The organism is Methylobacter sp., from assembly GCF_023227905.1.
Lineage (GTDB): Bacteria > Pseudomonadota > Gammaproteobacteria > Methylococcales > Methylomonadaceae > Methylobacter_A.
In genome coordinates, this window is sequence record NZ_JALOCF010000013.1 from 39234 (window position 1) to 63237 (window position 24004).

Annotated in this window: 28 protein-coding genes; 18 read left to right on the forward strand and 10 right to left on the reverse strand. The window is 52.8% G+C overall.

The window, feature by feature from the left end; genetic code table 11:
* The first annotated feature begins 5 nt into the window (after nt 1-5).
* The 12 genes from M0R47_RS07410 to M0R47_RS07465 are packed head-to-tail and all read left to right on the forward strand — an operon-like array spanning nt 6 to nt 9293.
* A complete protein-coding gene (locus M0R47_RS07410; protein ID WP_292552529.1) occupies nt 6-185 on the forward strand; it encodes a CbtB domain-containing protein in 180 nt (59 codons plus the stop codon).
* A gap of 7 nt (nt 186-192) precedes the next feature.
* Nucleotides 193-876: a CbtA family protein gene (locus M0R47_RS07415; protein ID WP_292552531.1), complete on the forward strand. Its 684-nt coding sequence runs from the start codon at nt 193-195 to the stop codon at nt 874-876.
* Complete coding sequence (cobM, locus tag M0R47_RS07420) at nt 873-1682, forward strand: precorrin-4 C(11)-methyltransferase (protein WP_292552533.1); 810 nt, start codon at nt 873-875, stop codon at nt 1680-1682. Before M0R47_RS07415 ends, cobM begins: the two co-directional genes overlap by 4 nt.
* An 8-nt stretch (nt 1683-1690) precedes the next feature.
* Entirely contained in the window at nt 1691-2527 is an 837-nt protein-coding gene (locus tag M0R47_RS07425; RefSeq protein WP_292552535.1) for a sirohydrochlorin chelatase, read from the forward strand.
* An 11-nt stretch (nt 2528-2538) separates the two neighbouring features.
* Nucleotides 2539-3207 carry a precorrin-8X methylmutase gene (locus tag M0R47_RS07430; protein WP_292552538.1) on the forward strand — a complete coding sequence of 223 codons (669 nt, stop codon included), beginning with the start codon at nt 2539-2541 and terminating at the stop codon, nt 3205-3207.
* Between the two features lie 5 nt (nt 3208-3212).
* On the forward strand, nt 3213-4316 hold the full coding sequence (locus M0R47_RS07435; RefSeq protein ID WP_292552541.1) for a cobalt-precorrin-5B (C(1))-methyltransferase: 1104 nt from the start codon (nt 3213-3215) through the stop codon (nt 4314-4316).
* A gap of 1 nt (nt 4317) precedes the next feature.
* Nucleotides 4318-5637, forward strand: coding sequence for a precorrin-6y C5,15-methyltransferase (decarboxylating) subunit CbiE (cbiE, locus tag M0R47_RS07440; protein WP_292552543.1), 1320 nt, complete (start codon nt 4318-4320; stop codon nt 5635-5637).
* Nucleotides 5630-6421, forward strand: a complete 792-nt coding sequence (cobI, locus tag M0R47_RS07445; RefSeq protein ID WP_292552546.1) for a precorrin-2 C(20)-methyltransferase — start codon at nt 5630-5632, stop codon at nt 6419-6421. The genes cbiE and cobI overlap by 8 nt, the downstream gene beginning before the upstream one ends.
* The gene (locus tag M0R47_RS07450; RefSeq protein WP_292552549.1) at nt 6418-7164 is read left to right on the forward strand and encodes a cobalamin biosynthesis central domain-containing protein; all 747 of its coding nucleotides are present in this window, start codon (nt 6418-6420) and stop codon (nt 7162-7164) included. Before cobI ends, M0R47_RS07450 begins: the two co-directional genes overlap by 4 nt.
* Entirely contained in the window at nt 7164-7568 is a 405-nt protein-coding gene (locus M0R47_RS07455; protein WP_292552551.1) for a cobalamin biosynthesis protein, read from the forward strand. The genes M0R47_RS07450 and M0R47_RS07455 overlap by 1 nt, the downstream gene beginning before the upstream one ends.
* On the forward strand, nt 7565-8944 hold the full coding sequence (cobJ, locus tag M0R47_RS07460) for a precorrin-3B C(17)-methyltransferase (RefSeq protein WP_292552554.1): 1380 nt from the start codon (nt 7565-7567) through the stop codon (nt 8942-8944). The genes M0R47_RS07455 and cobJ overlap by 4 nt, the downstream gene beginning before the upstream one ends.
* On the forward strand, nt 8937-9293 hold the full coding sequence (locus M0R47_RS07465) for an NAD(P)H-dependent oxidoreductase subunit E (protein WP_292552558.1): 357 nt from the start codon (nt 8937-8939) through the stop codon (nt 9291-9293). Before cobJ ends, M0R47_RS07465 begins: the two co-directional genes overlap by 8 nt.
* A gap of 334 nt (nt 9294-9627) precedes the next feature.
* Here the strand turns inward: M0R47_RS07465 and M0R47_RS07470 are convergent, their stop codons facing one another.
* The 9 genes from M0R47_RS07470 to M0R47_RS07510 all read right to left on the reverse strand — a co-directional run bounded on the left by M0R47_RS07470 (nt 9628) and on the right by M0R47_RS07510 (nt 17996).
* Entirely contained in the window at nt 9628-10014 is a 387-nt protein-coding gene (locus M0R47_RS07470; RefSeq protein ID WP_292552560.1) for an STAS/SEC14 domain-containing protein, read from the reverse strand.
* A 109-nt stretch (nt 10015-10123) separates the two neighbouring features.
* A complete protein-coding gene (locus M0R47_RS07475) occupies nt 10124-10501 on the reverse strand; it encodes a response regulator (protein ID WP_292552563.1) in 378 nt (125 codons plus the stop codon).
* 113 nt (nt 10502-10614) lie between these two features.
* Nucleotides 10615-11919 (reverse strand): hypothetical protein, encoded by a 1305-nt coding sequence (locus tag M0R47_RS07480; RefSeq protein ID WP_292552566.1) that lies wholly within the window; start codon nt 11917-11919, stop codon nt 10615-10617.
* A gap of 156 nt (nt 11920-12075) precedes the next feature.
* Nucleotides 12076-13209 (reverse strand): hypothetical protein, encoded by a 1134-nt coding sequence (locus M0R47_RS07485; RefSeq protein WP_292552568.1) that lies wholly within the window; start codon nt 13207-13209, stop codon nt 12076-12078.
* A gap of 71 nt (nt 13210-13280) precedes the next feature.
* Nucleotides 13281-14471 (reverse strand): hypothetical protein, encoded by a 1191-nt coding sequence (locus M0R47_RS07490; RefSeq protein ID WP_292552571.1) that lies wholly within the window; start codon nt 14469-14471, stop codon nt 13281-13283.
* A gap of 68 nt (nt 14472-14539) precedes the next feature.
* A complete protein-coding gene (locus M0R47_RS07495; protein ID WP_292552574.1) occupies nt 14540-15022 on the reverse strand; it encodes a hypothetical protein in 483 nt (160 codons plus the stop codon).
* 51 nt (nt 15023-15073) lie between these two features.
* On the reverse strand, nt 15074-15853 hold the full coding sequence (locus M0R47_RS07500) for a hypothetical protein (protein WP_292552577.1): 780 nt from the start codon (nt 15851-15853) through the stop codon (nt 15074-15076).
* On the reverse strand, nt 15850-16710 hold the full coding sequence (locus tag M0R47_RS07505) for a DUF2092 domain-containing protein (protein WP_292552580.1): 861 nt from the start codon (nt 16708-16710) through the stop codon (nt 15850-15852). Before M0R47_RS07505 ends, M0R47_RS07500 begins: the two co-directional genes overlap by 4 nt.
* Before the next feature lie 722 nt (nt 16711-17432).
* Nucleotides 17433-17996 carry a hypothetical protein gene (locus M0R47_RS07510; protein ID WP_292552583.1) on the reverse strand — a complete coding sequence of 188 codons (564 nt, stop codon included), beginning with the start codon at nt 17994-17996 and terminating at the stop codon, nt 17433-17435.
* Between the two features lie 321 nt (nt 17997-18317).
* Here M0R47_RS07510 and M0R47_RS07515 point away from each other — a divergent pair, with 321 nt between their 5' ends.
* The 6 genes from M0R47_RS07515 (at nt 18318) to M0R47_RS07540 (ending at nt 21663) form a co-directional block, all read left to right on the forward strand.
* Nucleotides 18318-18671 carry a hypothetical protein gene (locus tag M0R47_RS07515; protein ID WP_292552586.1) on the forward strand — a complete coding sequence of 118 codons (354 nt, stop codon included), beginning with the start codon at nt 18318-18320 and terminating at the stop codon, nt 18669-18671.
* Nucleotides 18671-19000 (forward strand): hypothetical protein, encoded by a 330-nt coding sequence (locus M0R47_RS07520; protein WP_292552588.1) that lies wholly within the window; start codon nt 18671-18673, stop codon nt 18998-19000. Before M0R47_RS07515 ends, M0R47_RS07520 begins: the two co-directional genes overlap by 1 nt.
* A gap of 302 nt (nt 19001-19302) precedes the next feature.
* Complete coding sequence (locus tag M0R47_RS07525) at nt 19303-19860, forward strand: lipid-binding SYLF domain-containing protein (protein ID WP_292552591.1); 558 nt, start codon at nt 19303-19305, stop codon at nt 19858-19860.
* A 450-nt stretch (nt 19861-20310) separates the two neighbouring features.
* The gene (locus M0R47_RS07530) at nt 20311-20871 is read left to right on the forward strand and encodes an META domain-containing protein (protein WP_292552594.1); all 561 of its coding nucleotides are present in this window, start codon (nt 20311-20313) and stop codon (nt 20869-20871) included.
* Nucleotides 20872-20990: 119 nt separating this feature from the next.
* Nucleotides 20991-21380 carry a Rap1a/Tai family immunity protein gene (locus M0R47_RS07535; protein WP_292552597.1) on the forward strand — a complete coding sequence of 130 codons (390 nt, stop codon included), beginning with the start codon at nt 20991-20993 and terminating at the stop codon, nt 21378-21380.
* Nucleotides 21381-21393: 13 nt separating this feature from the next.
* Nucleotides 21394-21663, forward strand: a complete 270-nt coding sequence (locus M0R47_RS07540) for a YMGG-like glycine zipper-containing protein (RefSeq protein WP_292552600.1) — start codon at nt 21394-21396, stop codon at nt 21661-21663.
* A 297-nt stretch (nt 21664-21960) separates the two neighbouring features.
* Here the strand turns inward: M0R47_RS07540 and M0R47_RS07545 are convergent, their stop codons facing one another.
* Nucleotides 21961-23799: a patatin-like phospholipase family protein gene (locus M0R47_RS07545; RefSeq protein WP_292552603.1), complete on the reverse strand. Its 1839-nt coding sequence runs from the start codon at nt 23797-23799 to the stop codon at nt 21961-21963.
* Between the last annotated feature and the right edge of the window lie 205 nt (nt 23800-24004).

Below are 24004 nucleotides of genomic sequence, written 5' to 3' on the forward strand. Positions count from 1 at the left end.
TCGACATGCTCGTTGAAACCCATTCCAGACACGCCCCACGCTTAGCCACTACACGCCTGATTTCTGCCTTATCAGCTATTGCGCTGGGATTTGCACTACTGCTGGCCGTCGGCTTTGCTCCAGTTGCCGAAGTCCATAACGCTACCCACGACACCCGCCACGCTACCGGTTTTCCTTGCCATTAGTGCCGGCATGTTCAAACGTATCGTGTTTTCTGCTGCGCTGGCCGGTACCTTGGCGGCGCTGTTTTTATCTGTGCTGCAGATTTTCTGGGTGACGCCGTTGATTCTTCAGGCGGAAACTTATGAAACAGCTGCTGAAGCAGTCTTTCATGAGTATAGCGCTGACCATGCACACGATGACATGGCCTGGCAACCGGAAGACGGCTGGCAGAGAACATTGGCCACCGCCAGCAGTAATATAGTGATGGCCGTCGGTTTTGCGTTAATGCTGACTGGCTTGTACACATTACGGAGTCCATCTGGAATATTGCAAGGTCTGGCCTGGGGATTGGCCGGCTACACGGTATTTTTTGCCGCTCCGGCCATAGGCCTGCCGCCGGATTTGCCGGGCACGACAGCCGCAGCGCTGACTGTAAGGCAATACTGGTGGCTGGGCGCGGCATTGTTTACTGCCGGCGGGCTTGGACTGGTTTTCCTGCAAGGCAACTGGTCGCTACGAATGACTGGCCTGCTGCTATTGCTGGTACCGCATCTGTTTGGTGCGCCACAGCCGGACACGGCTGAAAGTCTGGCGCCGGCACTATTACAAAGCCAGTTCCGCTGGGCCAGTGCCCTGAGTAATGCTGTGTTCTGGATGGTGTTAGGTGTGCTGTCGGCGCTGATGTTTAACCGTTTACAAGACAAAAGCGAATGAGTCTTTCAAATAAAACCGAAGGTGCCTATGGCCAAGTCTGGTTCGTTGGCGCAGGCCCCGGCGACCCTGAACTGATTACTGTAAAAGGCCAGCGTTTACTGCAGCAGGCCGGTGCCGTGCTCTATGCCGGCTCCCTGGTCAACGAGGCCGCTACTTTATACGCTCCTGCCTCCTGCCTGATCCGCGACTCAAAAGATATGACGCTCGAGGAAATTACCGGCTGGTTGATAGAGCAAGCGCGGCAACATAAAACCGTGGTGCGGCTGCAAACCGGAGATCCGGGGCTGTATGGCGCATTGGTCGAAATGGTGCAACCGCTCGATGCCACAGGCATAGCCTGGGCGGTGGTTCCAGGGGTTTCCTCGGCGATGGCATCCGCTGCCGCAGCCGGCGAAACGCTGACCCTGCCTGAAGTAACGCAAACCGTGATTCTAACCCGCGTGGCGGGGCGCACGCCGATGCCGGCAGGCGAAGAGCTGGAATCCTTGGCCTCGCATCACACTACCTTGTGTATTTTCCTGTCCATCACTCTACTGCCGGACGTGCAGCGCGCTTTGCTCGCCGCCGGCTGGGCCGAGGATGCGCCGATTCTGGTAGTGCAAAAAGCCAGCTGGCCGGGCGAAGAAAAAATTGTGCGCGGCACACTTAAAGATATTCGCGAGAAATGTCGCGCCGAAAAGATCAATAGCCAGGCGATGATTATAGCCAGTCCGGCACTGGGCGCTCGCCATTGGCCGGAAATTCACCATTCAAAACTCTACGATGCCGGATTTACGCATCGTTTTCGTAAAGCCGTCAAATCATGAAACAGGATATGAATAAGCAAACCATTTTATTGATCGGTCACGGCTCACGCGATCCGTCCGGCAATCTTGAAATCGAAGCCTTTGCCGAACAATGGCGCACCCGCCAGCCAGAGCGGCGCATAGAAGTCTGTTTTATCGAATTTGCCGAGGTGTTGATTGACGCAGGCTTGGACCGCGCGGCTCAGCACGGTGACCAGGTTGTCGTAGTGCCGTTGATTCTCAATGCCGCCGGCCACGTCAAAATGGAAATACCCGAGCATATCGAACATGCTCGTTTGCGGCATCCGCAGGTTGAGTTTATCTATTGTCGCCACTTGGGCGCCAGTGAGGACATTCTTGCTATTCTCAAGCGCAATCTGCGTAAAGCCTTGGCAAATCTGGACATGCCTGACCCGCGCAATACAGGCGTTATTCTGCTGGGACGCGGCTCTTCCGACCGGGTCGCCAATGGTGAAGTGGCTAAAATGGCGCGCTGGCTGTACGAAGAAGGTGAACATCCGATGGTCGACATCGCCTTTACCGGCATTACTCATCCGCGTCTGGAATCGGTGGTGCAACGCCAGGTCAAGCTGGAGATGCGGCAGATTGTGGTGCTGCCGTATTACTTGTTCACCGGCACGCTGATCGAGCGCATCCATCGCCAGATAGCTCGTTTGCAAAGCCAATATCCTCATATCCACTTTGCCCAGGCCGATTATCTGGGTTTTGAGGATGAAATTTACGCCTTGCTGGAACAGCGCATTCATGAAGCCACCGACACGAAATCTCCCGCCATGATGGAATGCGATGGTTGTAAATACCGCGAATTTGCCGCCGATCACGGTCATGTCCATCATCACGCATAACAGGCTACAGCATGAATAATATCGTCACCGAACAGCTCACCGACGCCGGTCGCCAGATCGAACACGATTCCTTTGCCATCGTCGACAATGAAGCCGGGCCGCACAGCTATAGCGAGCCGCAATGGCAGGTGGTGCGGCGCACCATCCATGCCACGGCGGATTTTGAATTCAACGGCCTGACCCGCTTTCATCCGGATGCGGTGGCCGCCGGTTTACAAGCGATTAGCCAAGGCGCGCCTATCGTCGCCGACGTGGAAATGATTTGTGTGGGGTTGTCCAAACCGCGCCTGGATTATTTTGGCGTCGTTACTCATCATTTCATCGCTGATGATGATGTGATTGCCCAGGCCAAGACCGAAAACAGCACCCGCGCCGTCCAAGCCATGCGTAAAGCACAACGGCAGCATTTGTTGGATGGCGGCATCGTCGCGATCGGCAATGCGCCGACTGCGCTACTGGAAGTAGTGCGCATGATAAACGACGGGCAGATCAAACCCGCACTGGTGATCGGCATGCCGGTGGGTTTTGTCTCGGCCGCCGAATCAAAAGCGGTGCTGAGCGAGATTAACGATATTCCCTGGATTGTCATTGACGGACGCAAGGGGGGCTCTACCTTGGTGGTGGCCGCAATTCACGCCTTACTGGCGCTAGCCGAAGCGCAACAAAGCGCGATTAGCTGATTTAAGTGATAGAAAAAAAAGCCAAAGGCACCCGCAAAGGCTACACCACCGGCGCTTGCTCCGCGGCGGCGGCGCGGGCGTCGGTATTGGGCCTGGTGGAAGGTATAGTGCCCGAGGCGGTCGATTGCGATTTGCCCAATGGTCAGCGGGTACGCTTTACGGTCAGCGATGGGCGTTGCGATAGCGATTTGGCTCACGCGGTCGTTATTAAGGATGCCGGTGATGATCCTGATGTCACCGACAAGGCTCCCATGACCGCCGATGTGCGGCTGTTGCCGGATGCGCCCGGCGTGGTGTTACTAAAAGGCGGCGAGGGTGTCGGCACTATTACCATGCAGGGCTTGGGCCTTGAAGTAGGCGGACCGGCTATCAATCCGGTGCCGCGGCGTAACATCGAAGCCAATGTGCGCAATGCAGCCGGCGCCTTGCTGGAGAGGGCGGGGCTGGAAGTGACCATTTCCGTGCCGGGCGGCGAAGAGATGGCGAAAAAAACCCTCAATTACCGCCTCGGTATCGTCGGCGGCATTTCCATACTCGGCACCACCGGCATCGTCCACCCCTACTCCACGGCGGCGTTTCGGGCCAGCGTGATTCAGGGCATCGAAGTAGCCGCCAATCAGGGGCAGGATACCGTGGTGCTGACTACGGGCGGACGCACCGAAAAATTCACTATGCGGGAACTGCCTGAGCTGGCGCCGGCCTGCTTCGTGCAGATGGGCGACTTTCTCAAATACGCGCTCGATACTGTCGTCAAATGCGGCATGCGAGAGGTGGTGATCGGCGGCATGGTCGGCAAGCTGACCAAAATTGCCCAGGGCGAGACCATCACCCATGCTAACCGCAGCGCGGTAGACACCGATTTATTGGCGGAAATTGCCGCCGAAATCGGTGCATCCGCCGAAGTCTGCGCCGACATCAGCCAGTCGGAAATGGCCCGCTATGCCAGCGAGCGCATGGAAGAACTGGGCTTGATTAACGAATTTTATGCGGCCCTGGGTCGGCGGGTCATCGCCACCTTGAGCCAGCGCTACACCGGCAAATTCCGCTTGCGGGTGCTGATGTGCGATTTTGACGGCAATAAACTGGCCGAAGTTGAAGGAGATGTTTGAGATGACCCACCCTTGCCGGATTATCGGCGTACTGGACAATGGCGCCGCAGGCTTAACGCCGGAAGCACTGGCACAGCTACGCGCCGCCGATGTAGTCATTGGCGGCCACCGTAGCCTGGAATTATTTGCCGATGAAATACGCGCCGATACCGAACGCCTCGATCTGACCGGCAATCTATCGCAAGTCCCCACGTGGATAAGCGCGGCGCGCGAAGCCGGCAAACAGGTGGCGGTGCTGGCGACCGGAGACCCTTTATGCCACGGCATCGCCAGTTTTCTGATCGGCAAGCTCGGCCGTGAAGGTGTGGACATACTGCCTAATCTTTCCATGCTGCAACTGGCCTGCGCAAAGCTGGGCTTGCCCTGGCAGAATGTCCGCATTGCTTCGGTGCATAGCCGTGATGCCGGCGAATGGACTATCGGCGCTACGCCGGAACACGGTTTATATCGCCTGCTGTCTGTGCTGCGCCAGTCCGATTTGATTGCCGTCTTCACCAGTCCGGAAAACGATCCGGCCCGCATCGCCCGGATGCTGCAAATCGAGTCGTTAGCGGACGAATTCGAGATGGCGGTGGCGGAATGCCTATTGCAGGATCGGGAACAGGTTTCTGATTGGCTGGCTATCGATGCTGCCGTTGGCCGCAGCTTTGCCGATCCTAATATCGTGCTGTTACGCCGACGCCAGCCTGTTGTACGTGAAGCCTTGTTTGGGCTGCCCGATGAGCGCTTCAACCAGCGCAAACCCGACAAAGGGCTGATTACCAAACGCGAAGTGCGCGCGGTGTCGCTGGCACGGATGGCTTTATTATCGGACAGCGTGGTGTGGGACATTGGCGCAGGCTCCGGCGCGGTCGGGCTGGAAGCGGCGCGGCTGTGTCCGCAAGGCCATGTCTATGCCATCGAAAAGAATGAAGCCGATGCCGCGATCGCCCTCAGCAACCGGGCCAGCCTGAGAATCAGCAATTATACGCTGCTGCATGGCCGCGCACCGGCCGGGCTGGAAAACTGGCCCGACCCGGATGCGGTGTTCATCGGCGGCTCCGGCGGGGAGTTGCGCGAACTGATCGCTCTGTGCCTGCGCCGACTGCGTCCAAACGGCAATCTGGTGATGAACTTCGCTACCCTCGAAAATATGGCCACAGCGGTCGATACATTGAAAGCAACGGGCGCGCAATGGGATGTGCTGCAACTGCAAGCCGCGCGCAGCAAGCCGATTTTGGACATGCACCGCATGCAGGCGGAAAACCCGATCTGGATCATCTGCGCCAGCTTGGGCGATTCAGTTTGCAGCGAGCAAACCTTGGAACAAAATGATGACTAAAGCACAAAATGGCCGACTATTCGGCGCATCGCTCGGCCCCGGTGATCCGGGACTGATTACCCTCCGTGTCTGGGAATTATTGCAATGCCCGGACGCCCACTGGACTTATCCGGTACGACGCAAGGATGCCGAAAGCCATGCACTACAAATCGTATTGCGCGCCGGGTTAACACTGCCTGAAGAACACTCGCCGTTGATTTTTCCGATGACCCACGATGCCGACATTCTGGCCGGTTACTGGCTGCGCGCCGCCGAAACAGTGCTGACCCGCGTGCGAGCCGGTCAGGATGTGCTGTTTCTGGTGGAAGGCGATGCCTCCACTTACTCGACTTTCGGTCATCTGGCCCGCACCGTGCGTGCGTTGGACGAAAGCATCGTCATCGAAACGATCCCCGGCGTGCCGTCGTTTAACGCTGCCGCAGCGCGGGTGGCAATGCCGCTGGCCGATACCGACGAAACCGTAGCGATTATCCCGGCCAGTTACGGCATCGCCATGATCGAACGCCTGCTCAATGACTTCGACACGCTGGTGCTGCTGAAAGTGAAGCCCTTGCTGGACGATATTCTCGATTTGCTGGAACGGCGCGCATTGTTGACTGATGCCGCTTTCGTCGAAAAGGCCGGTACCCCGCAAGAGCGCGTCGAGCGCGACGTGCTGCAATTGCGCGGGCAGAAAGTCAACTATCTGTCATTGCTGTTGGTGCGCAACCCTGATCGTCAGCGCGGCGAAATGATTCGCGGCTGCCGCAAAAAAACATCTGTATCTACTGAAGAGACTCTATGATCACACCATCACAACCCCGCGTCGCATTGGTAGCGATTACCAAGCACGGCTTATCCCAAGCCCTGCGTCTGGCCGCACAACTGCCGGATGCATGTCTGGCCGTATCGGAAAAATTCGCCGCCGACTTGCCTGCCATCAGCAATCCTGTTGAAGTGTTGCCCGGCGCACTGAGCGCCAATATGGGCGGCCTGTTTGCTCGTTATGACCAACTGGTGTTGTTCATCTCGCTGGGTGCGGTAGTACGGCTGATTGCGCCGCATCTCAAATCCAAGGACGTAGACCCCGGCGTGCTGGTGGTGGACGATGCCGCCCGCTATGTGATCCCGGTATTATCCGGGCACGTCGGCGGCGCCAATGCCTTTGCTGAATGTGTGGCCGCTTTGCTAAGTGCCGAAGCGGTGCTGACTACCGCCTCGGATGTCGGCAAAACTATTCCGGTGGATATTCTCGGTCGCGAACTGGGCTGGCAAGTGGAAGCGCCGAAAATCAACATCACCCGCGTTTCGGCGCATGTAGTCAACGAAGAACCCATCGCTTTCGTGCAGGAAGCGGGCGCCAAAAACTGGTGGACGCGGCCCACGCCATTGCCTGCCAATATTCATTTATTCGAAAGTTTCGACGCGGTGGATTTGTCACGATTCAAAGCGGTACTCTGGGTTACCCGCCGCGACATCGCCCCGGAACAATGGGAGCAGCTTGCCGAACGTTTGGTGGTGTATCGGCCGCCGGTCGGGCAAGACTGATGAAGGTTATGCTGGGGCTGGGCTGCGATCGCAATACGCCTTTAAGCACCTTGCGCGCAGCTGTGGAACAGGCACTGACCCTGATCGGATTGGATCAAACCGCCATCGCGGGCGCCGCCAGCATCGACAAGAAAAACGACGAGGCGGCTATTTTGCAATTGGCTGCCGAGCATGATTGGCCATTGTATTTCTTTACCGCGCAGCAATTGTCACAGGTGCCGGTGCCCAACCCTTCCGAAACTGTGCGCAAATACATGGGTACGCCTGCCGTCGCAGAGGCGGCGGCGTTGCTGGCGGCAGGCGTCGATATGCGCGCACTGCTACTGGAAAAATACAAATACCGCGGCGAGGATGGTAAGAACGCCACGGTTTCAATCGCAAGCATGAAAGAGAACGATAAATGAAGAAAGGTAAAATTCTGTTGGTCGGCTTCGGCCCCGGCGCGCCGGAACACATGACCTACCGGGCCCGCGCCGCCATCGCCGAGGCCGATGTGGTGATCGGCTATTCCACCTACATCAAACTGGTGCAAGAGCTACTGGAAGGCAAGGAAGTTGTTCGTAAGGGCATGACCGAGGAAATCGACCGCTGCATCGAAGCTTATGATCAGGCTTTGCTAGGCAAGACCGTAGCCTTGATTTCGTCCGGCGACATCGGCGTTTACGGCATGGCCGGACCGACTTACGAAGTGTTGTTGCAATCCGGCTGGACGCCAGACAGCGGCATCGCGGTGGAAGTGATACCCGGAGCCACCGCGCTGAACGCTTGCGCTGCGCTGGTCGGGGCACCTCTGACGCATGACTTTTGTTCGATTTCGCTGTCGGACCTGCTCACGCCCTGGCCGACCATCGTCAAGCGCCTGGAAGCGGCGGCGCGCGGTGATTTCGTTGTGGCGCTGTATAACCCCAAAAGCGGCCGACGCACCGGGCAGATCGTCGAAGCGCAACGCATCCTGCTGTTGCATCGCAGCCCGGAAACCCCGGTCGCCATCGTCAAATCCGGCTATCGTAACCGTCAGGCGATCCAAATGACCTCGCTGGCGCAGATGGCTGATTGTGAGATCGGCATGCTGTGCACGGTACTGATCGGCAATAGCAGCACTTTCGTCCGCGAAGGTCTGATGATCACCCCGCGCGGATATGCCAACAAATACGATAGCCTGACCGGCGAAGCGAAAAGCGGCGAACAAGCGGGTCGTTCGTTAAGCATGGGGTTGATAGGCTGGCATGCCTGTGTGCGCAAATATTTGCGTGAAAATCCGACTGTTACGCCGCGGGAGGCGGCCGCGCATTTCGACGTGCCGCTGGGCGAAATTCTGGCCGCCATTGCCTCGGCCCAGTCCGGCGATGATGCGGGCGATAGGCAAGCTCGCTGGGTTGCCGGTCACCACGTCGATGCGGTACTGAATACTGCCAATGACTGGGGCCGGCTGCGGGCCGTGGTACGTAGCGAGGCCGGCGCGGTGGCCGAGCTGCTGTTGGAAGCCAAGGATTTCATCCGACGCGGAGACTGGCTTAACTTGACCAATGAGTATTGCCATTTGCATGTCGACAGGCAGCACATCGTTAGCGCCTGGTTTCTAAGCCAAGGCGATAGACAGCATGGCGTCTATTGGGTGGATGGGCACGGCGCACTGGTTTTTTCGCTGCTGCTGGTTAAGGTTGGCGAAGCATTCGATGGAACCTCGCTTAATGCTTACCGCAACGCCTGTGATCAATATGGCCAAGCCATTGTGATGGTTGAAGATATGGAAACTGAAGAGGTAGCGGGCGATGAATGACAGGGTGATACCGGAAAAACCCAAAATGGGCGACTACAAACGCCATTTGCTGGTGTGCACCGGCCCGCGCTGTACGCTGGATGGCGAATCCCAAGCGTTGTTCGAAAGCTTAGGGGCTAAATTTAAGGCAGTCGGGTTGGATCAGGGCGCGTTGAGGGTCAAGCGCAGCCGAGTATCGTGTTTCGCCACCTGTAAAGCGGGACCGATAGTCTGCGTGCAACCGGACGGCGTCTGGTATTACAACGTTAACGATGCCAATCTTGATCGCATCATTCAGCAACACTTGATCGGCGGCGAGCCGGTAGCCGAGCTGGTTTTCCATCAAGGGCCTGGTTGCAGTGAAGGCTGATACCGTAGATTGTCGGCCATAATGTATTATTACAAGCCAGCTTATTCGCTGGTTTGCAGCTAGCCAATGTGCCGCCCTATTGTCTTCGCCGAAGCTTGAGCTTTTGCTCATCGCCGTGGCTCGTGATTGAGCGTTTGCTTTTTGTATCAGCAGAACCTCGATTGTTTGCGTGATATGAGCGCCCAGCTGGCGTTCTTTCCGCGATTGGCGTAATTTGAATGGCGGCTTTTGAAAAATCTGACCGGCTGGTTTTGGCCGAACTGAGACCGTCAGTGTCAGTTTCAATCCAAACAAATGTTTTGAAACTGTCAGATCAAGTTCACAGTTTTACACCTTAGTCAACAAACATGGATTGAGCATTGTCTTCCGATAACCAGGCTTTCGCCTCGGCAAGTTGATTTTTTGGAAAAAATTCGATGGCCGTTTTACGCATTTGTTTACCCATAAACATGAAGACGTCCTCTTTCCATTTCTCGTCACCGACAAATGCGACCTTCGAAATTTGGTTGCCGTCCTCCGTTAAAAAAAAGGAATTCTCCCAGCCGGGTTCCTTGCTCCAACCTTGAAAATCCTCTAGTTCAATTAAACCCCGAAACTGACCGAACCGTTCCAAACTCAACTTAGCCATAGATTGAAGCTTCTGAAATTCACCGACAGTCAGTTTGTCGCTGAGCCTGATCCAGTTCTCGCTATCAAGAGATTTGATGAGTCGAAAGGTCATATTAGATCCTAATTTTATTTGGTAATGATTTTGCTGCTGCCGGAGGTGTCCTTACCATTGCAAGACTTCGTCATAATCCGACTGATGGTCAATTGAGCCGGCAGTGGGTTTACGCTCTACGACCGAGAACCTCATCGATAGCGTCTAGCAGTACCTGACCATCAACCGGCTTACGCAAAAATGCTGCAATGCCCTGATTCATAGCGCGTTCGTATACTTCCTCGCTATCGTCACCGGTGATGATAATAACCGGCATCCTCCTGCCCAACCGAGCCAGGTTATCCAGAATCGAAAAACCGTTAATAGGCATCATGTTCAGGTCGAGCACGAGACAATCCGGCTGGCCGATTTCCAGAAAACTCAAGAAATCGGCGCCGTTAAGGAATGTTTTCGCGGTGAGCCCGGCTGAACGCAATAATCGCTCAAGACCCTTGCAAATGGACTCTTCGTCGTCAACAACGGCAATAAGTGTCTGATCACTATTCATGGTGAGGTCACTGTAACGAGTTCGGTTTATTGTCGCTATTGGACTTAGGTCTAATAGTGATGAATATTTGATGCAGCGGTTCAAACCTAGGACTCGATCTGGCGACTTCAAGATTAAGCAAATTTCTTCTTCAACCGCCAAAAAGCAACAACGGAAACCAGCGCCATTGCGCACGTAGAAACAATCAGTATCAAACCCAAAACCAAGGTTTGCCTGAACGTATAGTCCACCAATTCCTTGCCGCCGGCCTGGGTTTGACGTATCGCCGCGTCCAGCCGGGCTGATAGTAAGTCAAGCTTCGCGGAAGCCAGAGTCTGGTCGAAAGCTTGCAGCAATTTCACCAAGTCTTGCGCAGCGGTGTTGATCTGCGCTGCGGCGGCCGTGTAGTCGTTGATACGGAAAGGCTCGGCGTTCGGGTCCGATGGACGGGCTTGGAGTTGCCGCACTACATCTTGAAAGGTTTTTAGGGTGGCGGTGGACGCATTGGACATCTGCGTACCTGCGTCCAGTGCTTTCTCTGTCTGTGCGGCGAGGCTGGTGAGTCCCGGCTGTTGAGCTTCCAGGGCTTGGACGATCTGTTGACGCTCGTCGCTGATGAATCCGGGCAGACTCTCCGTCGTCTGGCTGAACCGGTCTGCCGATTCGGACAGTTGGGAGGTGTTGGCCAGCAGCGTTTCCATCTGAGGCATTTCCACTGTTTGTATGATCAGCAACTCGGTTTCCCAGCGAATCAAGGTCGGCATATGCCGGGTCAGGAACAAGCCGCGTTCCGCGAACAGCCGGGTATTGGCCAGTTCGCGAGTGGCGGGGTCAAGTCCCATCAATGGATCGATGGAGAGCAGATTGAAAACACTGCTGGTTATCCCTGGGCGGGAACTGCGGTTACTCTGCGCGACTTCGTACGCGAAGCTCAGCGCTCCGGTATCACTGGGCGACCGCACCGTCGGATGTTGTTCATGCCACGTTTTGATGGCGGCGCGCAGTTCCGAGAGCTGTTCTTCTTTTAGCGTCGTCGCGGCGATCCGCCAAATCTCCTTCTCTACCTGTTGCGAAGCGAGCAAATAAGGTTTGGCTGATTCGCCGTAGAGCTTGGGTATCCAATAATCCTCGACATTCATCCGATTCAAGCTGGCGAGGATGGCCATATCGATGAGATTGGCATACGTGTTGGCCCCGGTGGCGATGGCCAATATATCGTTGGTCGTATTGATGCGGCGCATCAGCAGGGTACGCCTTCGAGTGACCTTTTCATCTTCCCGCTGCAACTTGCCGATGGCGAGATTGAGCGATTCGATAGAATTGTCAGCAAACCGGAGCAACTGGGATTGCAGTTCGACGGGATCGGGCTCGTCTTCCTGGTTGAGCGACAATAGGGAGCGGATACCCTTTTCAGGCAACTCCAGAGTACCTTTGAGCAAATTGCAACCGCTCGCACCTAAGCCCAATGCGAGTAGCAGAACGACTTTTGACACCCATCTATGGGCACCCGGACAGGAAGGCTGATGCACTGCTCGCATGAAGGTATCGGCTCCTTAGGACATTTCTGATTATCGACAGCACCGTTGGATTATTACTCAATTCCCCTGAATCGTAACAACCGGCTGTTGAACTTTCTCCCCTGTCTCCGCCAGCGTCATGATGATCATCAGGAACGTAAAGATACCCTTTGACCTGTAGTCGCGGTCGTCAATCCAATACCAATAATCTCGATAGTTGATCGCAGCAAAAGTATCTTCCGGCTTCGACTTTTCCGCATGAATCCTGACCAAAGGCGGCAGTGACTGGGTTTCTGCCGTCTCTGTAATCTGCGGATAAGTACGACTTTCCGCAATGTGTTCGGGGGGGACTTCGACATTCGAACCCAGTAGATTCAAAATTTGGAATCCGGAACGCGTCTGCATCGCGATCGTGTCATCTTTTCCAGACACCGTGCCGCTTATGATCTTGAACTCTTGCAGATCGGATCGTAAGCCCAACAGTTTCCTGACCAGCACCCTATCGGCCTCAATTTCAGGTGGAAGATTCTTCTGACTGATGACCATGACCGTCCCCTCCTGCTTCGATTCCTTGGATATTTCCACCCTCAACCCGAGCGCACCCGAGCCCTGGAGACGCTGCAGGGCCGCCAACAACCTGACGAAATCGGGATCCGCCGCATGGCCTCGCGCTCCGCCTTTGCGATTCGAGATGCCGTTAATAGATTGCGCGCCAAGCTGTAAAAGCATATCTATGGGCCAGCCTTCTTGAGAAAGCCTTAATAAGTTCGGAGGCGGAACCGGCGTGATCATGACCTGAAGAAAATGCGCGCCCGTTAGCGGCGTGTAGGTGATGGTCGGGCGATCGGTGTAGGTTGCCGCGGACCCCAGGTTCAAGATATCGCCCACCGCACTGGCGCCATTCAGCGATGCCCCCACCGTCACGGCCCCCTGCAATTGGTAACCGCTGATGATTTGTCCCACATCCAGAAACACCGGTGTATCGGCGTAGCGCATCTTGACGATATTGAGCAGGGTTTGCTGTTTCCAGGAACTCGAGAGCACATTGATATAATCGAAGCGATCGCGATCCACGCTCGGCGGACCAAAACTCGTGCATCCCGGCAGATTGAGCGCGATGCTCGCCAACAGGAGTAAGCGGCCTAATGCGCTCCAAGCCAGGCTAGTATCCCGGTGCTTTAGACGTTTTAAAAGACTGTCAAACCAAGCCATGTTATTACTCTCCAACTTCCAAGTTGCCGATTCTGTTCTTTATGCTTAAAGAGCAATATTCATTGCCCGGATCACAACAAAATTCCCACCAAACGTTTAATCAGGTCTTCCAGGGAAATCATCGTCAAGGTCAATGGCAGCAACGGCACCAGTACTGCGACAACGGTTTGAAGCACAGCGGTTTTACCGAATGGAAACGGTCGCATTGTCTGTACTACCTCAAAGCTGCCTGCCATATCGTTCAAGGATTGAATATCGCCGCTGCCGACCAGGGGTTCATCCGGCGATGCTCCGCCGCGCAGCCATTTTTCGTCAAACTCACGAACATAGCGGTTTGCCAGCGCTCCGTACTCAAGCAATCCCTGCCGTCTCGCTTGCGCCAGACGGGGGGAGAACACGCACAAAGGGCCGAGCACGAGTAAGCAGAAAAAAACCACGACGGCTGCGATCTCCGGTTTAAAGTCCAATAGCGCTTTGCCATCATAGAAAATATGGTTGGCAATCAGGCCTGCCAGCAAAACGCCTTGAGACAGCAGTAAAGGCATAAACGCCGCCGCGCTTCCCCCAAGAAAACCCAGTCCTGCAGCGCGATCAGGATGCGTCGGCACGAGATGCAGATCCAGTCGGGAAACCTGCCACAGAAACCGCGCCCAGATGAAAATGCGAATAACCCAGCGATACGCAAGGAATTGATAAATAGGAATGCTGGCAAAGGCATACCAATACCCTGCCGGTGAATATGTCCGATGCCCATCCACGATGGTCGCATACCAGGTGTCCGATGCCAGCACCAGTTGACTCGACCAGAGATAATTCATAACCGTGAATACCAGGATAATCAGCAATACCTCGATCACTACCGAATTGCGCAAACGCATCGCAGAGTCGATCAGGGCTTCGAATTCCGGGAGGGATCGCTCCGGAACTATCCCGCGCTCGATAAATTGCCGGACAATCACCCTAATCCGCTGATGGACCACGAGCTCCGCGACCAACAGCAATGGCAAGGCCAGCAGAAAACGAACGTGTACATCCACGTCATAAATAAAAGGGACTTTAATAGCGCCGCCAAACGCTTCACCGGTCAATACCGAAAGCATCAGCAACGGCAACCAGGTTAGCAAGGAAAAGAAAATCATGCGGCGCTTGAGCAAACCCAGCGTATCCGTGGTTAGCCTCGCGCGGATAAAGAGCTGAAACAGCGGGCCACCCAATACCAGCGAAAAATCATCGGACTTTTTTTTATCGGCTGAATAATTCATCGGATTATCAAGGTTAAAAAGTCGTGATCATTCGGAAAACAGTGATCTGTAATTCCGGCTTAAGGTTCTTATTGGACGCTGTACCCCTTCCCCATCAAGCATGAACTAAAAGCTTGATCAAAGGCTTGAGACGAAGTATCGCTCTGTTGAGAACTCTGGCGGCGTTGCTGCCTTTGTTTGACCCCGCCGACAACAGCTCCGGCAGCTGCGGTAGATCCGGCTTCGTTTTGACGATGTTGTTGTTTAACATCGTCGTTAATATTGTCGTAGGCGCCGTGTTGCTGCCCTTGCACCTCAGCCTTGGCCGCACCCGCCATGGCGCCCGCTGCCGCGCCACGTGCCCGTCCACCGCTTGGCGGCGCGGCGGACTGGGTTTGTGCACCGGCGGACTGTTGTGCGATAGAAGTGCAATCTGCCTGATCCCTTTGAATCTGTTCCGGCGTTTGCCCCTTCATCGGCGTTATCGTGAGCGCCGAAACACCTGATGAAAATGCGGCTGCGAATATCAGCAGGCTTGAGCCCATTGTGAATGATAAATATCTGTGTTTCATGATTATTCCCCTACCCTAAAAGATTTAGTTATGGCTTAAGTCACTTCTTGGCTAATATCCTGGCGGCGCAGCTACCGGCGTATAAACAACGCCTGTACTACCGTATGCCTCGGTATACCAGGTAGACCCGCACTGATAATAATTCACGCCACTGACAACAGCTGTGTTGGGACTGCATGGCAGACTCGCAGCCCCAGTGGGCGGCGCGCTGTAAACGACTGTCGTAGATGGTGCTGTCGTTGTCGTTGTTTCTGATGATTCGCCGGCAGCATAACCGCCGATCGCACCCAGCGCGGCTGCTCCGACCGCTACGGCAGCGACTTCGCCATCATCCCAGTTGTCATCATCATAGTGATAATTGGACGGGTATGCTCCTTGCTGGTATTGCTGCGCGGTTTGTTGTCTCGTTTGCGCCCGATCCGTCGATCCTTGCTGGCGCGTGCTAGTCCGTGCTGTACTCCCTTCCTGGCGCTCCTCGACGTTTTGACTCGAGTATTGCTGCCGTTGGGTCTGATTCGCCGTCGAAGTCGACTGACGGCTCTGCTGGGTCGCCGCCCGGTTCGTCGAAGCGGTCTGCGCGGCCTGCGACCGGCTGGAAGCGCTGGATGCGGATGCCGCCGAACTTCCGGATCGTCCCGCGCCGGATGAAAAACTGCCGCTTGCGGCGGCGCCACTCCGTGAAAATCCGCCACCTCCACCAGCGGCCCTTCCCCCTCCGCCACCACCCCCACCGCCGCCACGGCCACGGGCGACGGCATCATCCATGGAGCCTGCGAGTAAAACGATTGCGGCCGTAATAGCCATCACTACAAAGTAAGGTTTGGTATTCATTTTTGTCCTCCGGATTGCTCTGGTTTTGTAGGTCCCTTGAGCGCTATTTGAGGCAACTGTGCGAGGAAGGCAATCTTCCGCGCCCCTTCGGGCGGGGTGAATGCGAACTGGTTATCCTGAATTTCCGGCGCGAGGTTCCAATCGGAAAACTGGGCCCGGAACGACGGCTGGCCCAGCGCATTCTTGTAGGTCAACACTATGCGGAGCGGTAACGGTTGGACGCCTGCCGGAATCCAGACCTGATAATCGACCGTTTCGGTACGTCCCGCCAAGTGATGGACCGGCGTTCCGTGAATAACATCTTTCTCCACATAGTCGAGTGCCTGCGTCCGGCGTTCGAGTTCGGCCGGTAACCGGCTGAGCAAGAGCGCGGCGAGCGGTAGCCGCATGTGCAGGTCCTTCAGGAAATAGGTGACTGCCTCGTCAATGCCGCCGGGTTTGGGCACCTGTGCATAGACGTTCTGTGTCGGGCTGAACGTGGTGATCTCCCTGCCGTCGTACATAACGAGATGCTTCTCGCCATCGCTATGTTCCACTTCGACGCGCAGCCCATTGGGCCGGCTGACGGTAATTTTCCGGCTCTCGCCGAATTCGATCTTCTGACCTGATTCCTGGAGCACTTCGTAACTGCTGCTAAGGTTCACGCTGAACCGCGGGCTCTTGGCCATAAACTCGGCCATGCTTGTGAGTATTTTTTTTGCGTCGCGCTCCGTTTCGGCCACCGCCACAGTCGACGAGGCAACGGCGGCGGCAGGTTGCGGCCGGACTGCCGCTTGTTCCCCTGCGCAGCCCACCATGATCAACGACGCTATTGCATACAGGACAGAGCGTTTTAAGCTCCAATTATATTTTTTCATGGTTGTCGCTCCTCTTGATGAGCATCAAAAAAATCATCTGCCAAATGCACCGATTATTAACGCAAAAACCGACAATACCCGATCCGTAGTCCTTCAATACCAGTTCCACCAATTTCGCCGACTTCTTGATACTTCTGTCGTGATGCCTTATAGCTTGCTTGGCTTAAGATCCCTTAATAATAGTAACCGGCAATCTACCAACATTGATAACTCGCGGATATTGGACTTTAGGCCAAGTTAACTTGAAAAGACGGCACAAAAATTCCAGATCAAATGCATCATACCCTTCGAAAAGATAGGACTTTATTGATCAGGTCCTTTAAAGATTGAACCCAAAGAGAAGTATCAAACAAGATGCCCGTAAAGCCGGACGTAAGCTCAAACAAAACGATTGATTCGGCATTATCGAATGCAGTCGCCTTTCAAAAGGTTCCTGGTCGTGGGTTTGGATGACTACGCGTTGCGGACATTCCAAATTTCAGTAAGGGGCATTCTTGCGAACTGATTTTCATATGATCAACCCAAGATTGGCGGTCTAATCCTGGGTGAAGAGGCTCGAACATCTTAGCGTGCAATACGCTAGCGGATAAAACCGTATCGATGCTTACAAAAGGCACACACCTCCACAGCAGTTGTCCGATTACTAATAGTCCCTCTTGCCACATTAGGCAGATCGGGAAATAGAAAATGGCGCAATTCGCTATTACGCCCTACACATTGCTTTATTGCACAGGCGATTCCAAAGTGTTTTTATCTCCGATAATAACTGTATTCTGCCAGGGTTTTGACCAGCTACGTAGATCTTGAAAGTATCGTATTGAAACAACGGTGGATTTGTCAGTGGTGCTAAAGATCGTGCGCTTACCACCACTTTGGGTGGTGTTGGTTTTAGCAGTCCATTCTTCTCCCAGACAATTTTGAATAGTTTTTGTAGCTTCTTGGTAGTTGCTAATAGCCTGGTTTTCATTACCGCCTGCTTCCCATTCGCAAACGTAATTCCAAAGCCCTCCGCCCCATTCCCATACCTGGCAGGTATCGGCATTAGGAAACGCCTTCTTCGCAGACCAAACATTGAGTTTTCTATGAGTAGAAAGACTTTGTTTGTAATGACTAAACTGGTTTGGATGGTCAGCAATTAAGCCTTTTAAATCCTCGCAAGTTTGGGCTTCGGAAAGTTTTTCCGGTTTTGCAGTTATTTCCGAACAAGCACTTATTAAGATACTAGTCGCGCAAACGGAAACAAGTAATATGCGATCTCGTATATTTGTGTGATTTATATATTTCATGATTTTTCCCGAACTTTGCAACTGTGTTTAATTTAAATTTTTTGTAAACCTGACTCAATAATCGGCTTCTAATAATACACAGCGACAATTATCAACAAGTTTGCGAAATCTTGGCTATTGGACTAAAGGCCAATAGCCAATACCGTAGGATGTAGTTAACCTAGAACCGGGTTTACTAAAGTTGATGGGGCCAAAGCCGCAAAAAAGGGTGTCTGTGGTAATGGGATTAATCGGGGAATACTTCGGTTGAGGTGCTTGAATTTCCTATTCATCAATAGCTAAAGCTGTTGGACTCCTGTTTCTTTATATATTACAAAACGTATGTCAAATTACTTGATTGCCAAATTCAATATGCTTCGACCATTTTTAATAATATCGCTGAGTGCATGGCTGACGGGCTGCGGTGTCATTCACCTCAATGCGCCCCCCGATCAGTCCGTCAAACTATTAACAATAGACGCACCGACAGAGGTTCGCGTGGAAAGACCTGTATGGTTTAAATGGTGGGGCCGCGAACCCATTGATCCGCCAGATACCGCAACTATTATTAGAGAAAATGAATTAAAAGAGGCGCGGTTATATATGACCAATACTTTTGTCGATGCGCTTTACAATGTATTTCCGGGAATGATTGGTTTTCCGCGCCGGACATTAATTGTAGAAGGAAACAAATAATGAACAAATTGGCCGTTATTATATTAATCGTTTTGCCGCTGGCGGGGTGTTTTAATACCGAACTCATTGCACCCGATAATGCAGAAATTCAAGTTCTATCCAGCGGGAAGCCGGTGGCTTATCACAAGCAATATCGCAATTGGTATTTGTTATGGGGCGCATTTCCGCTTTATGTCACTCAGCCGGAAGAGCTCATCAAAGAAAATAATTTAGTGGAAGTACGGGCGCAAACGAAAGATACCGTGATGGATGCCATTATTTCGTTTTTTTCAGCGCAAATTAGTTTATTGCCCCAAACGGTCGTCGTTGAAGGCAATTATGCTAGATGATATCCAGAATCAGGATTTGCAAAGTTATAACTCGTAAGACGCAATCCGTTGGGCTGACGACTGCATGGATGCAGGAGCAATTGCCGGATGCAATGAAGCCCAAAAAACCGAAACCTTGAATGTTGAGCAACGATAAAACTGTTGCCCAATCTTATATCTCCATTTTATCGAAACTCATCGATAAAATCCCCGGCTGATCACCGGGCGGAAGACGGAGAAGCCGAGCCCAACCTCAGCCAGAGAAAAATGTAACGAAAGGGTAATTTCATTTATAAATCTTTTTTACACAAAGGAGAAACGATATGAAAAGTATTATAAAAAGCACAATACTGGTAGTAAGCATGCTGTTAACAGGACAGGCGCTCGCAGCTTTTACGGCTTCGGATGCAACAAAACTGGAATCGGATGCATCAGCGGCTTTAGCACGGTTCAAGAGTCAGACCACTGGGGCAGAGGATTTGCTTAATCACGCTAAGGGGATTCTCGTCTGCCCGGAGATCACTAAGGGCGGCTTCATTATAGGCGTTGAGGGCGGAAAATGCGTGATGCAGGTCGAGGGAAAGCCAGTTGAATATTATACCAACCGTGCCGGAAAGTTCGGCTTATTAGCCGGTATACAGTGGTATTCACTGATTCTGGTTTTCAACGACCAAGCGTCTCTTGACCTTTTCCGGACCGGTAAACGTGAATTTGAGATCGGTGCCGATGCTTCCGTGGCGGTGGCTAAGGTAGGAGCTAGCGGTTCACTGGATACCACCAATCTTAAAGGTCCTATTGTTGCATTCACCTTCGGTGAGAAGGGCCTGATGGGGGATTTATCGATAGAAGGGGCGACCTTCAAAAAACTTCTGGTTGAATAAGAACCCATTAGCTATACAGGGCCTCTCACTAAACGGCAGGCAAAGTTTGGTGGGAGGCACTTTGATACTAACCAAGAATTCTTTTCTTAATCGCAATGGCATATTCTTCTAAAGCCTGCCCTTCTCGATGGAACCAGTTTAGCATCACAAATTTACATTCCAATAGCCTCGGTTTTTGAGCATCAGGGATGATCTTGCCTGGATTTCACCGACCTCAACTAAGCGACTTTTTAACTTCAAAAGCTTCCGGGCAACAATAAATTCGCTCAAACTGAGCTTATTTGTTTAATGGCGGCTATCAGATTCGTTGCAGCCGCACAGGTACCATAGTTGACTGACAACTTTGGTTCGAATTCAGCCAGTCAATGTCAGACTCCAGTTTGACTACCTTTAAAGACATGATCGAGTCCAGCGTTTTGCATCTTAATTCAACGTCTTGAAATATCGATAATGAATAAATCCTTCAAAACTCTCGCAACCATCCTTCCTCTTTTTGCTGTCTACCATGCCAAGATAGAATCGGGCGAATTGGTTATTTTTGCAAACGAAAAACCATGCACCGATACGATGTCCGGCGAACACTTCGCTTACACCGTCGAGGTGCAGGCAAAGCCTGCTTCAGACACATCATTCCGGAATTTTACCGGATGCGGCGACTATATCCCCGATATGCGGTTGACCGATACTTGGGTGCTCGAACAGGTTGAAGGCGTACCGCTCAAACCGGCTTCATTCATGAAAGGACTTCCGAGGCTTGAATTATCGGCCAGAGAGCGGCGGTTAAACGGACATGACGGTTGCAACCGCATCGGCGGCGCGTTCTCTACAAAAAGAAATACGATCATCTTCAAGCAATTGATGAGCACCAGAATGTTCTGCGCTACGCCTGACGGCACACCCGATATCGGCGCGCTACTCGCTGAAAAGACTTATGATTTCGAATTCGGCAACAACCGTCTCTATCTGAAAAAGGACAACAAAACCATACTGATCTTAAAACATGTCGATTAACGATCATTCGCGCTCAACCGCCAAGACAGAGCATGAATTTTGAGGCCTTTTTGAGATGCTTTTCGCTGCTAAAGAGACTATATTCCGCATGAGTCCAGAATAAATTGAGGATATAACCTATGACACTAAAACATCTAGTCCCTCTCTTATTATTCGCTTCATTTGTTACTGGAGCGGCCAAAGCCAACGTTACCGATGAGGATTTCGTAGCCAAGAAAACACAAAACATACTCAATCTCTGTACCGCTTCGCCGCAAGACCCCCGTTATCGAGAGGCAATCCATTTTTGCCATGGCTATATGGTCGGAGCCTATCATTATTATCAAGCCCAGACTGCCAATAAACCGGAATTGAAGTTGTTCTGTCCTCCGGAGCCCAAACCCACGCGCAACGACACAATTGCCATGTTTATTTCATGGGCCAAGCAACATCCTCAATACATGCAGGAAGCACCAGTCGAAACGGAATTCAGGTTTTTAACCGAAAAATGGCCATGTATAAATAAATAACAGGGGATATAACATGAAAAGATTCTCGATTTCAGTCATAGCGATATTAGCCATTACAAGTTTAGCCGGTTGCGCTGGCATGTCGGATACTCAGCAACGCACGGTAACCGGAGGTATGGGAGGCGCTGCAACCGGAGCGGTAATTGGTGCGATCGCAGGAAATGCCGGCATGGGGGCCGCAATCGGCGCAGCCGCAGGCACCGCGGGCGGGTATTTATACGGCAAACACAAAGAATCCGAACAGCGGGCCTACGAACAAGGGCGAAGAGATGCCTATCGATAGCCGTGTTAAACAACAAATACAGTGTTCGTCCCGGAGTGTGGGTCCATGGTGTCTACCTGAAAGTTAAGTAGACACGCTCCTGCACACACTAATAACCGGCTCAACACAAGTTTATCGGCCCCCCTACAGAACTTCAGCAACAGTTAAAGCCGAATCAGTCGTTTATTTTGACGTCCGGTGCGGATTTGCGGGCTTTTTGTTTGACATTCCGCTTTGCTTTCCGATCCCCCGAAGCGCAACATTCGGCCGAAATGGGCGAGAAAGACCATTGAAATTCCTAGAAGCGTCGACAAAGGACTAATTGGCGGCAAAAAGTTTGTCGTCGACTCGTGCCAAAAGTTTCAATAGTTCGGGCATTTTATCCAGGGTCGCTTTTTCGCCGACTGCAGCCATCTCGTCCGCGCGCGTAAATTCCGTGATGTCAAATTCGGAAACGTCAGGCTGGATGGCAAAGTCCGCGGGTTGCTCTCCCACTGCATTCAAATTCACGTTTTGTACAAGGTATGTCCGCATGATTGTCTGCAGCGTAGAAGCCGACTTCATTTTCGTCGTCGGGGTATTCGGGCTATTCGTGGCAAATTCTTGCTTAATCTGAGCGGTGACGCTGACTGCAATCACGAAATTACATCCTTTGCTAACCAGTACGTTGGCCGGCACATTGTTGATCATGCCGCCATCAACCAATGCCATACCATCGCGATTAATCGGTGACGATAGAACTGGCAAATTGATACTCTCCAGGATCGCATGCGCCGAGTCTCCCTCTTCCCTTACGATGGGCTGACCACTGACCAGATCCACGGTGACCGAAACAACGGGAATGGGCAATTGCTCCAAACGGCTGTCGCTCAGGTAATTTCTAAGCATTGGATCGAATTGCCCGAGTCGGTATTTGCTCAGGAGGTACCAGTAACCGCCATTGTGCAGATAGCGAAACAACCAGGAGGGCGTTAGATCCTTTATAAAACAGTCGACACTGTGGCCGGGCTTCATCCCCGAGGCATACAAAATACCTGTCATCGCCCCGGCACTGGTTCCGGCAATCATGTCGACGACGATTCCGTTTTCTTCCAGCGCCTTGAGCACTCCCAGATGCGCCATGCCTTTAGCCGCGCCACCGCCAAGCGCAAGGCCGATTCGAACTCCCCGCAAGGCATGGATGATTCGCTCGAGACCGTTCACGACTTGCTTGCCTCGATTTTTCGATGGGTCATCAAACGAGACCTTAAAATCTCGAATCGCAAGCGACCTTAACTCGGGAGCCAGAGGAGACCAGCAGCTACTGCCTGGCAACAACCAAACAATATTGATCTTTTGTCGCCAATTGGGAGCGCGTTGTGTGATGGCCTTTAGTCGAGAGACTGATTCTTGCCAATGATCGGGAGTGACGCACCAAAACACCTCTTCGCAGGCTCCCATAAGGTTCGATGCCTGCGCTGTTTCGGTTGCCGCGTCGATATCAAAAAAAATTGGCTTTAATTTGGGCAGCCCACTGATCCGTTGGCGAGTCTCGGATTCTGAAGCGTAGCGGCCGTCCTGGAGCAAGCAAAAATGAGGGATGTCTTCCATCGGCAGCCAATTCGGCTGGTCGCTGAAGACGCAGGGAGATTCATCAAGTTCTTTCAAGCGTTGAAGCAATCGGCGAGTCAGTTGCCTCGTCGTTGGCGACTGATGAAAAATGCCTATGAGCCGAGGCTTCTTTTTGTGACGATCCTTCATCAGAACGCTTTGCATCAACTCGGAAATCATGCGAGTCAAGTTCTGTCGGAACCCGTCATGTTGTTTGGTCAACTCAAGTGCAGTTTGATAATTGAGTCGAAGTAGTGTTGTTGGATCCTCGGCGATTACTTGCAGTGGAGAGGGTTCGCCCAGAGCAGCTGCCAAAGCACCAACTTGCCCGCCACCGGATTGGTAGCGATCCACTATGACTTTTCCCTGAATGTCGATGAGCGACTGCCTAATGCGGCCTTGGATCACTAAATAAATGGAATCCAAAGGCTCATTGGCGCGCTGTATGACCTCGCCGGAATCGAATCTTAAGAGTTGACATGCACTACTGATTTCGAGCGCCAATTCATCGCTCAGTCCTTCCGCGCAAGGGTGCATTTTAAACAGCAAAAATTTGTCGTCAGTCATTGTTAATTTCCTTGAACGAGTGTTTGAGTTAGGTCCAGCATTCACAATCGGCGTGTCGTTAATATGCCCAGAAAAAACCTGGTACAACTTACTATTGGCGAAGAATTTCACAACGGATACATCTGCTCAAATATGGGTGTCCTATAAAACCTCTAATACAAGATGTTCGATTAAAATTTCTTCTTTATCAACATTTATCGGAATA

Coding starts and splice junctions, on each gene's coding strand:
- M0R47_RS07410 (WP_292552529.1), top strand. CDS start 6: ATGCTCGTTGAAACCCATTCCAGACACGCCCCACGCTTAGCCACTACA.
- M0R47_RS07415 (WP_292552531.1), top strand. CDS start 193: ATGTTCAAACGTATCGTGTTTTCTGCTGCGCTGGCCGGTACCTTGGCG.
- cobM (WP_292552533.1), top strand. CDS start 873: ATGAGTCTTTCAAATAAAACCGAAGGTGCCTATGGCCAAGTCTGGTTC.
- M0R47_RS07425 (WP_292552535.1), top strand. CDS start 1,691: ATGAATAAGCAAACCATTTTATTGATCGGTCACGGCTCACGCGATCCG.
- M0R47_RS07430 (WP_292552538.1), top strand. CDS start 2,539: ATGAATAATATCGTCACCGAACAGCTCACCGACGCCGGTCGCCAGATC.
- cbiE (WP_292552543.1), top strand. CDS start 4,318: ATGACCCACCCTTGCCGGATTATCGGCGTACTGGACAATGGCGCCGCA.
- cobI (WP_292552546.1), top strand. CDS start 5,630: ATGACTAAAGCACAAAATGGCCGACTATTCGGCGCATCGCTCGGCCCC.
- M0R47_RS07450 (WP_292552549.1), top strand. CDS start 6,418: ATGATCACACCATCACAACCCCGCGTCGCATTGGTAGCGATTACCAAG.
- M0R47_RS07455 (WP_292552551.1), top strand. CDS start 7,164: ATGAAGGTTATGCTGGGGCTGGGCTGCGATCGCAATACGCCTTTAAGC.
- cobJ (WP_292552554.1), top strand. CDS start 7,565: ATGAAGAAAGGTAAAATTCTGTTGGTCGGCTTCGGCCCCGGCGCGCCG.
- M0R47_RS07465 (WP_292552558.1), top strand. CDS start 8,937: ATGAATGACAGGGTGATACCGGAAAAACCCAAAATGGGCGACTACAAA.
- M0R47_RS07470 (WP_292552560.1), bottom strand. CDS start 10,014: ATGACCTTTCGACTCATCAAATCTCTTGATAGCGAGAACTGGATCAGG.
- M0R47_RS07475 (WP_292552563.1), bottom strand. CDS start 10,501: ATGAATAGTGATCAGACACTTATTGCCGTTGTTGACGACGAAGAGTCC.
- M0R47_RS07485 (WP_292552568.1), bottom strand. CDS start 13,209: ATGGCTTGGTTTGACAGTCTTTTAAAACGTCTAAAGCACCGGGATACT.
- M0R47_RS07490 (WP_292552571.1), bottom strand. CDS start 14,471: ATGAATTATTCAGCCGATAAAAAAAAGTCCGATGATTTTTCGCTGGTA.
- M0R47_RS07495 (WP_292552574.1), bottom strand. CDS start 15,022: ATGAAACACAGATATTTATCATTCACAATGGGCTCAAGCCTGCTGATA.
- M0R47_RS07500 (WP_292552577.1), bottom strand. CDS start 15,853: ATGAATACCAAACCTTACTTTGTAGTGATGGCTATTACGGCCGCAATC.
- M0R47_RS07505 (WP_292552580.1), bottom strand. CDS start 16,710: ATGAAAAAATATAATTGGAGCTTAAAACGCTCTGTCCTGTATGCAATA.
- M0R47_RS07510 (WP_292552583.1), bottom strand. CDS start 17,996: ATGAAATATATAAATCACACAAATATACGAGATCGCATATTACTTGTT.
- M0R47_RS07515 (WP_292552586.1), top strand. CDS start 18,318: ATGTCAAATTACTTGATTGCCAAATTCAATATGCTTCGACCATTTTTA.
- M0R47_RS07520 (WP_292552588.1), top strand. CDS start 18,671: ATGAACAAATTGGCCGTTATTATATTAATCGTTTTGCCGCTGGCGGGG.
- M0R47_RS07525 (WP_292552591.1), top strand. CDS start 19,303: ATGAAAAGTATTATAAAAAGCACAATACTGGTAGTAAGCATGCTGTTA.
- M0R47_RS07530 (WP_292552594.1), top strand. CDS start 20,311: ATGAATAAATCCTTCAAAACTCTCGCAACCATCCTTCCTCTTTTTGCT.
- M0R47_RS07535 (WP_292552597.1), top strand. CDS start 20,991: ATGACACTAAAACATCTAGTCCCTCTCTTATTATTCGCTTCATTTGTT.
- M0R47_RS07540 (WP_292552600.1), top strand. CDS start 21,394: ATGAAAAGATTCTCGATTTCAGTCATAGCGATATTAGCCATTACAAGT.
- M0R47_RS07545 (WP_292552603.1), bottom strand. CDS start 23,799: ATGACTGACGACAAATTTTTGCTGTTTAAAATGCACCCTTGCGCGGAA.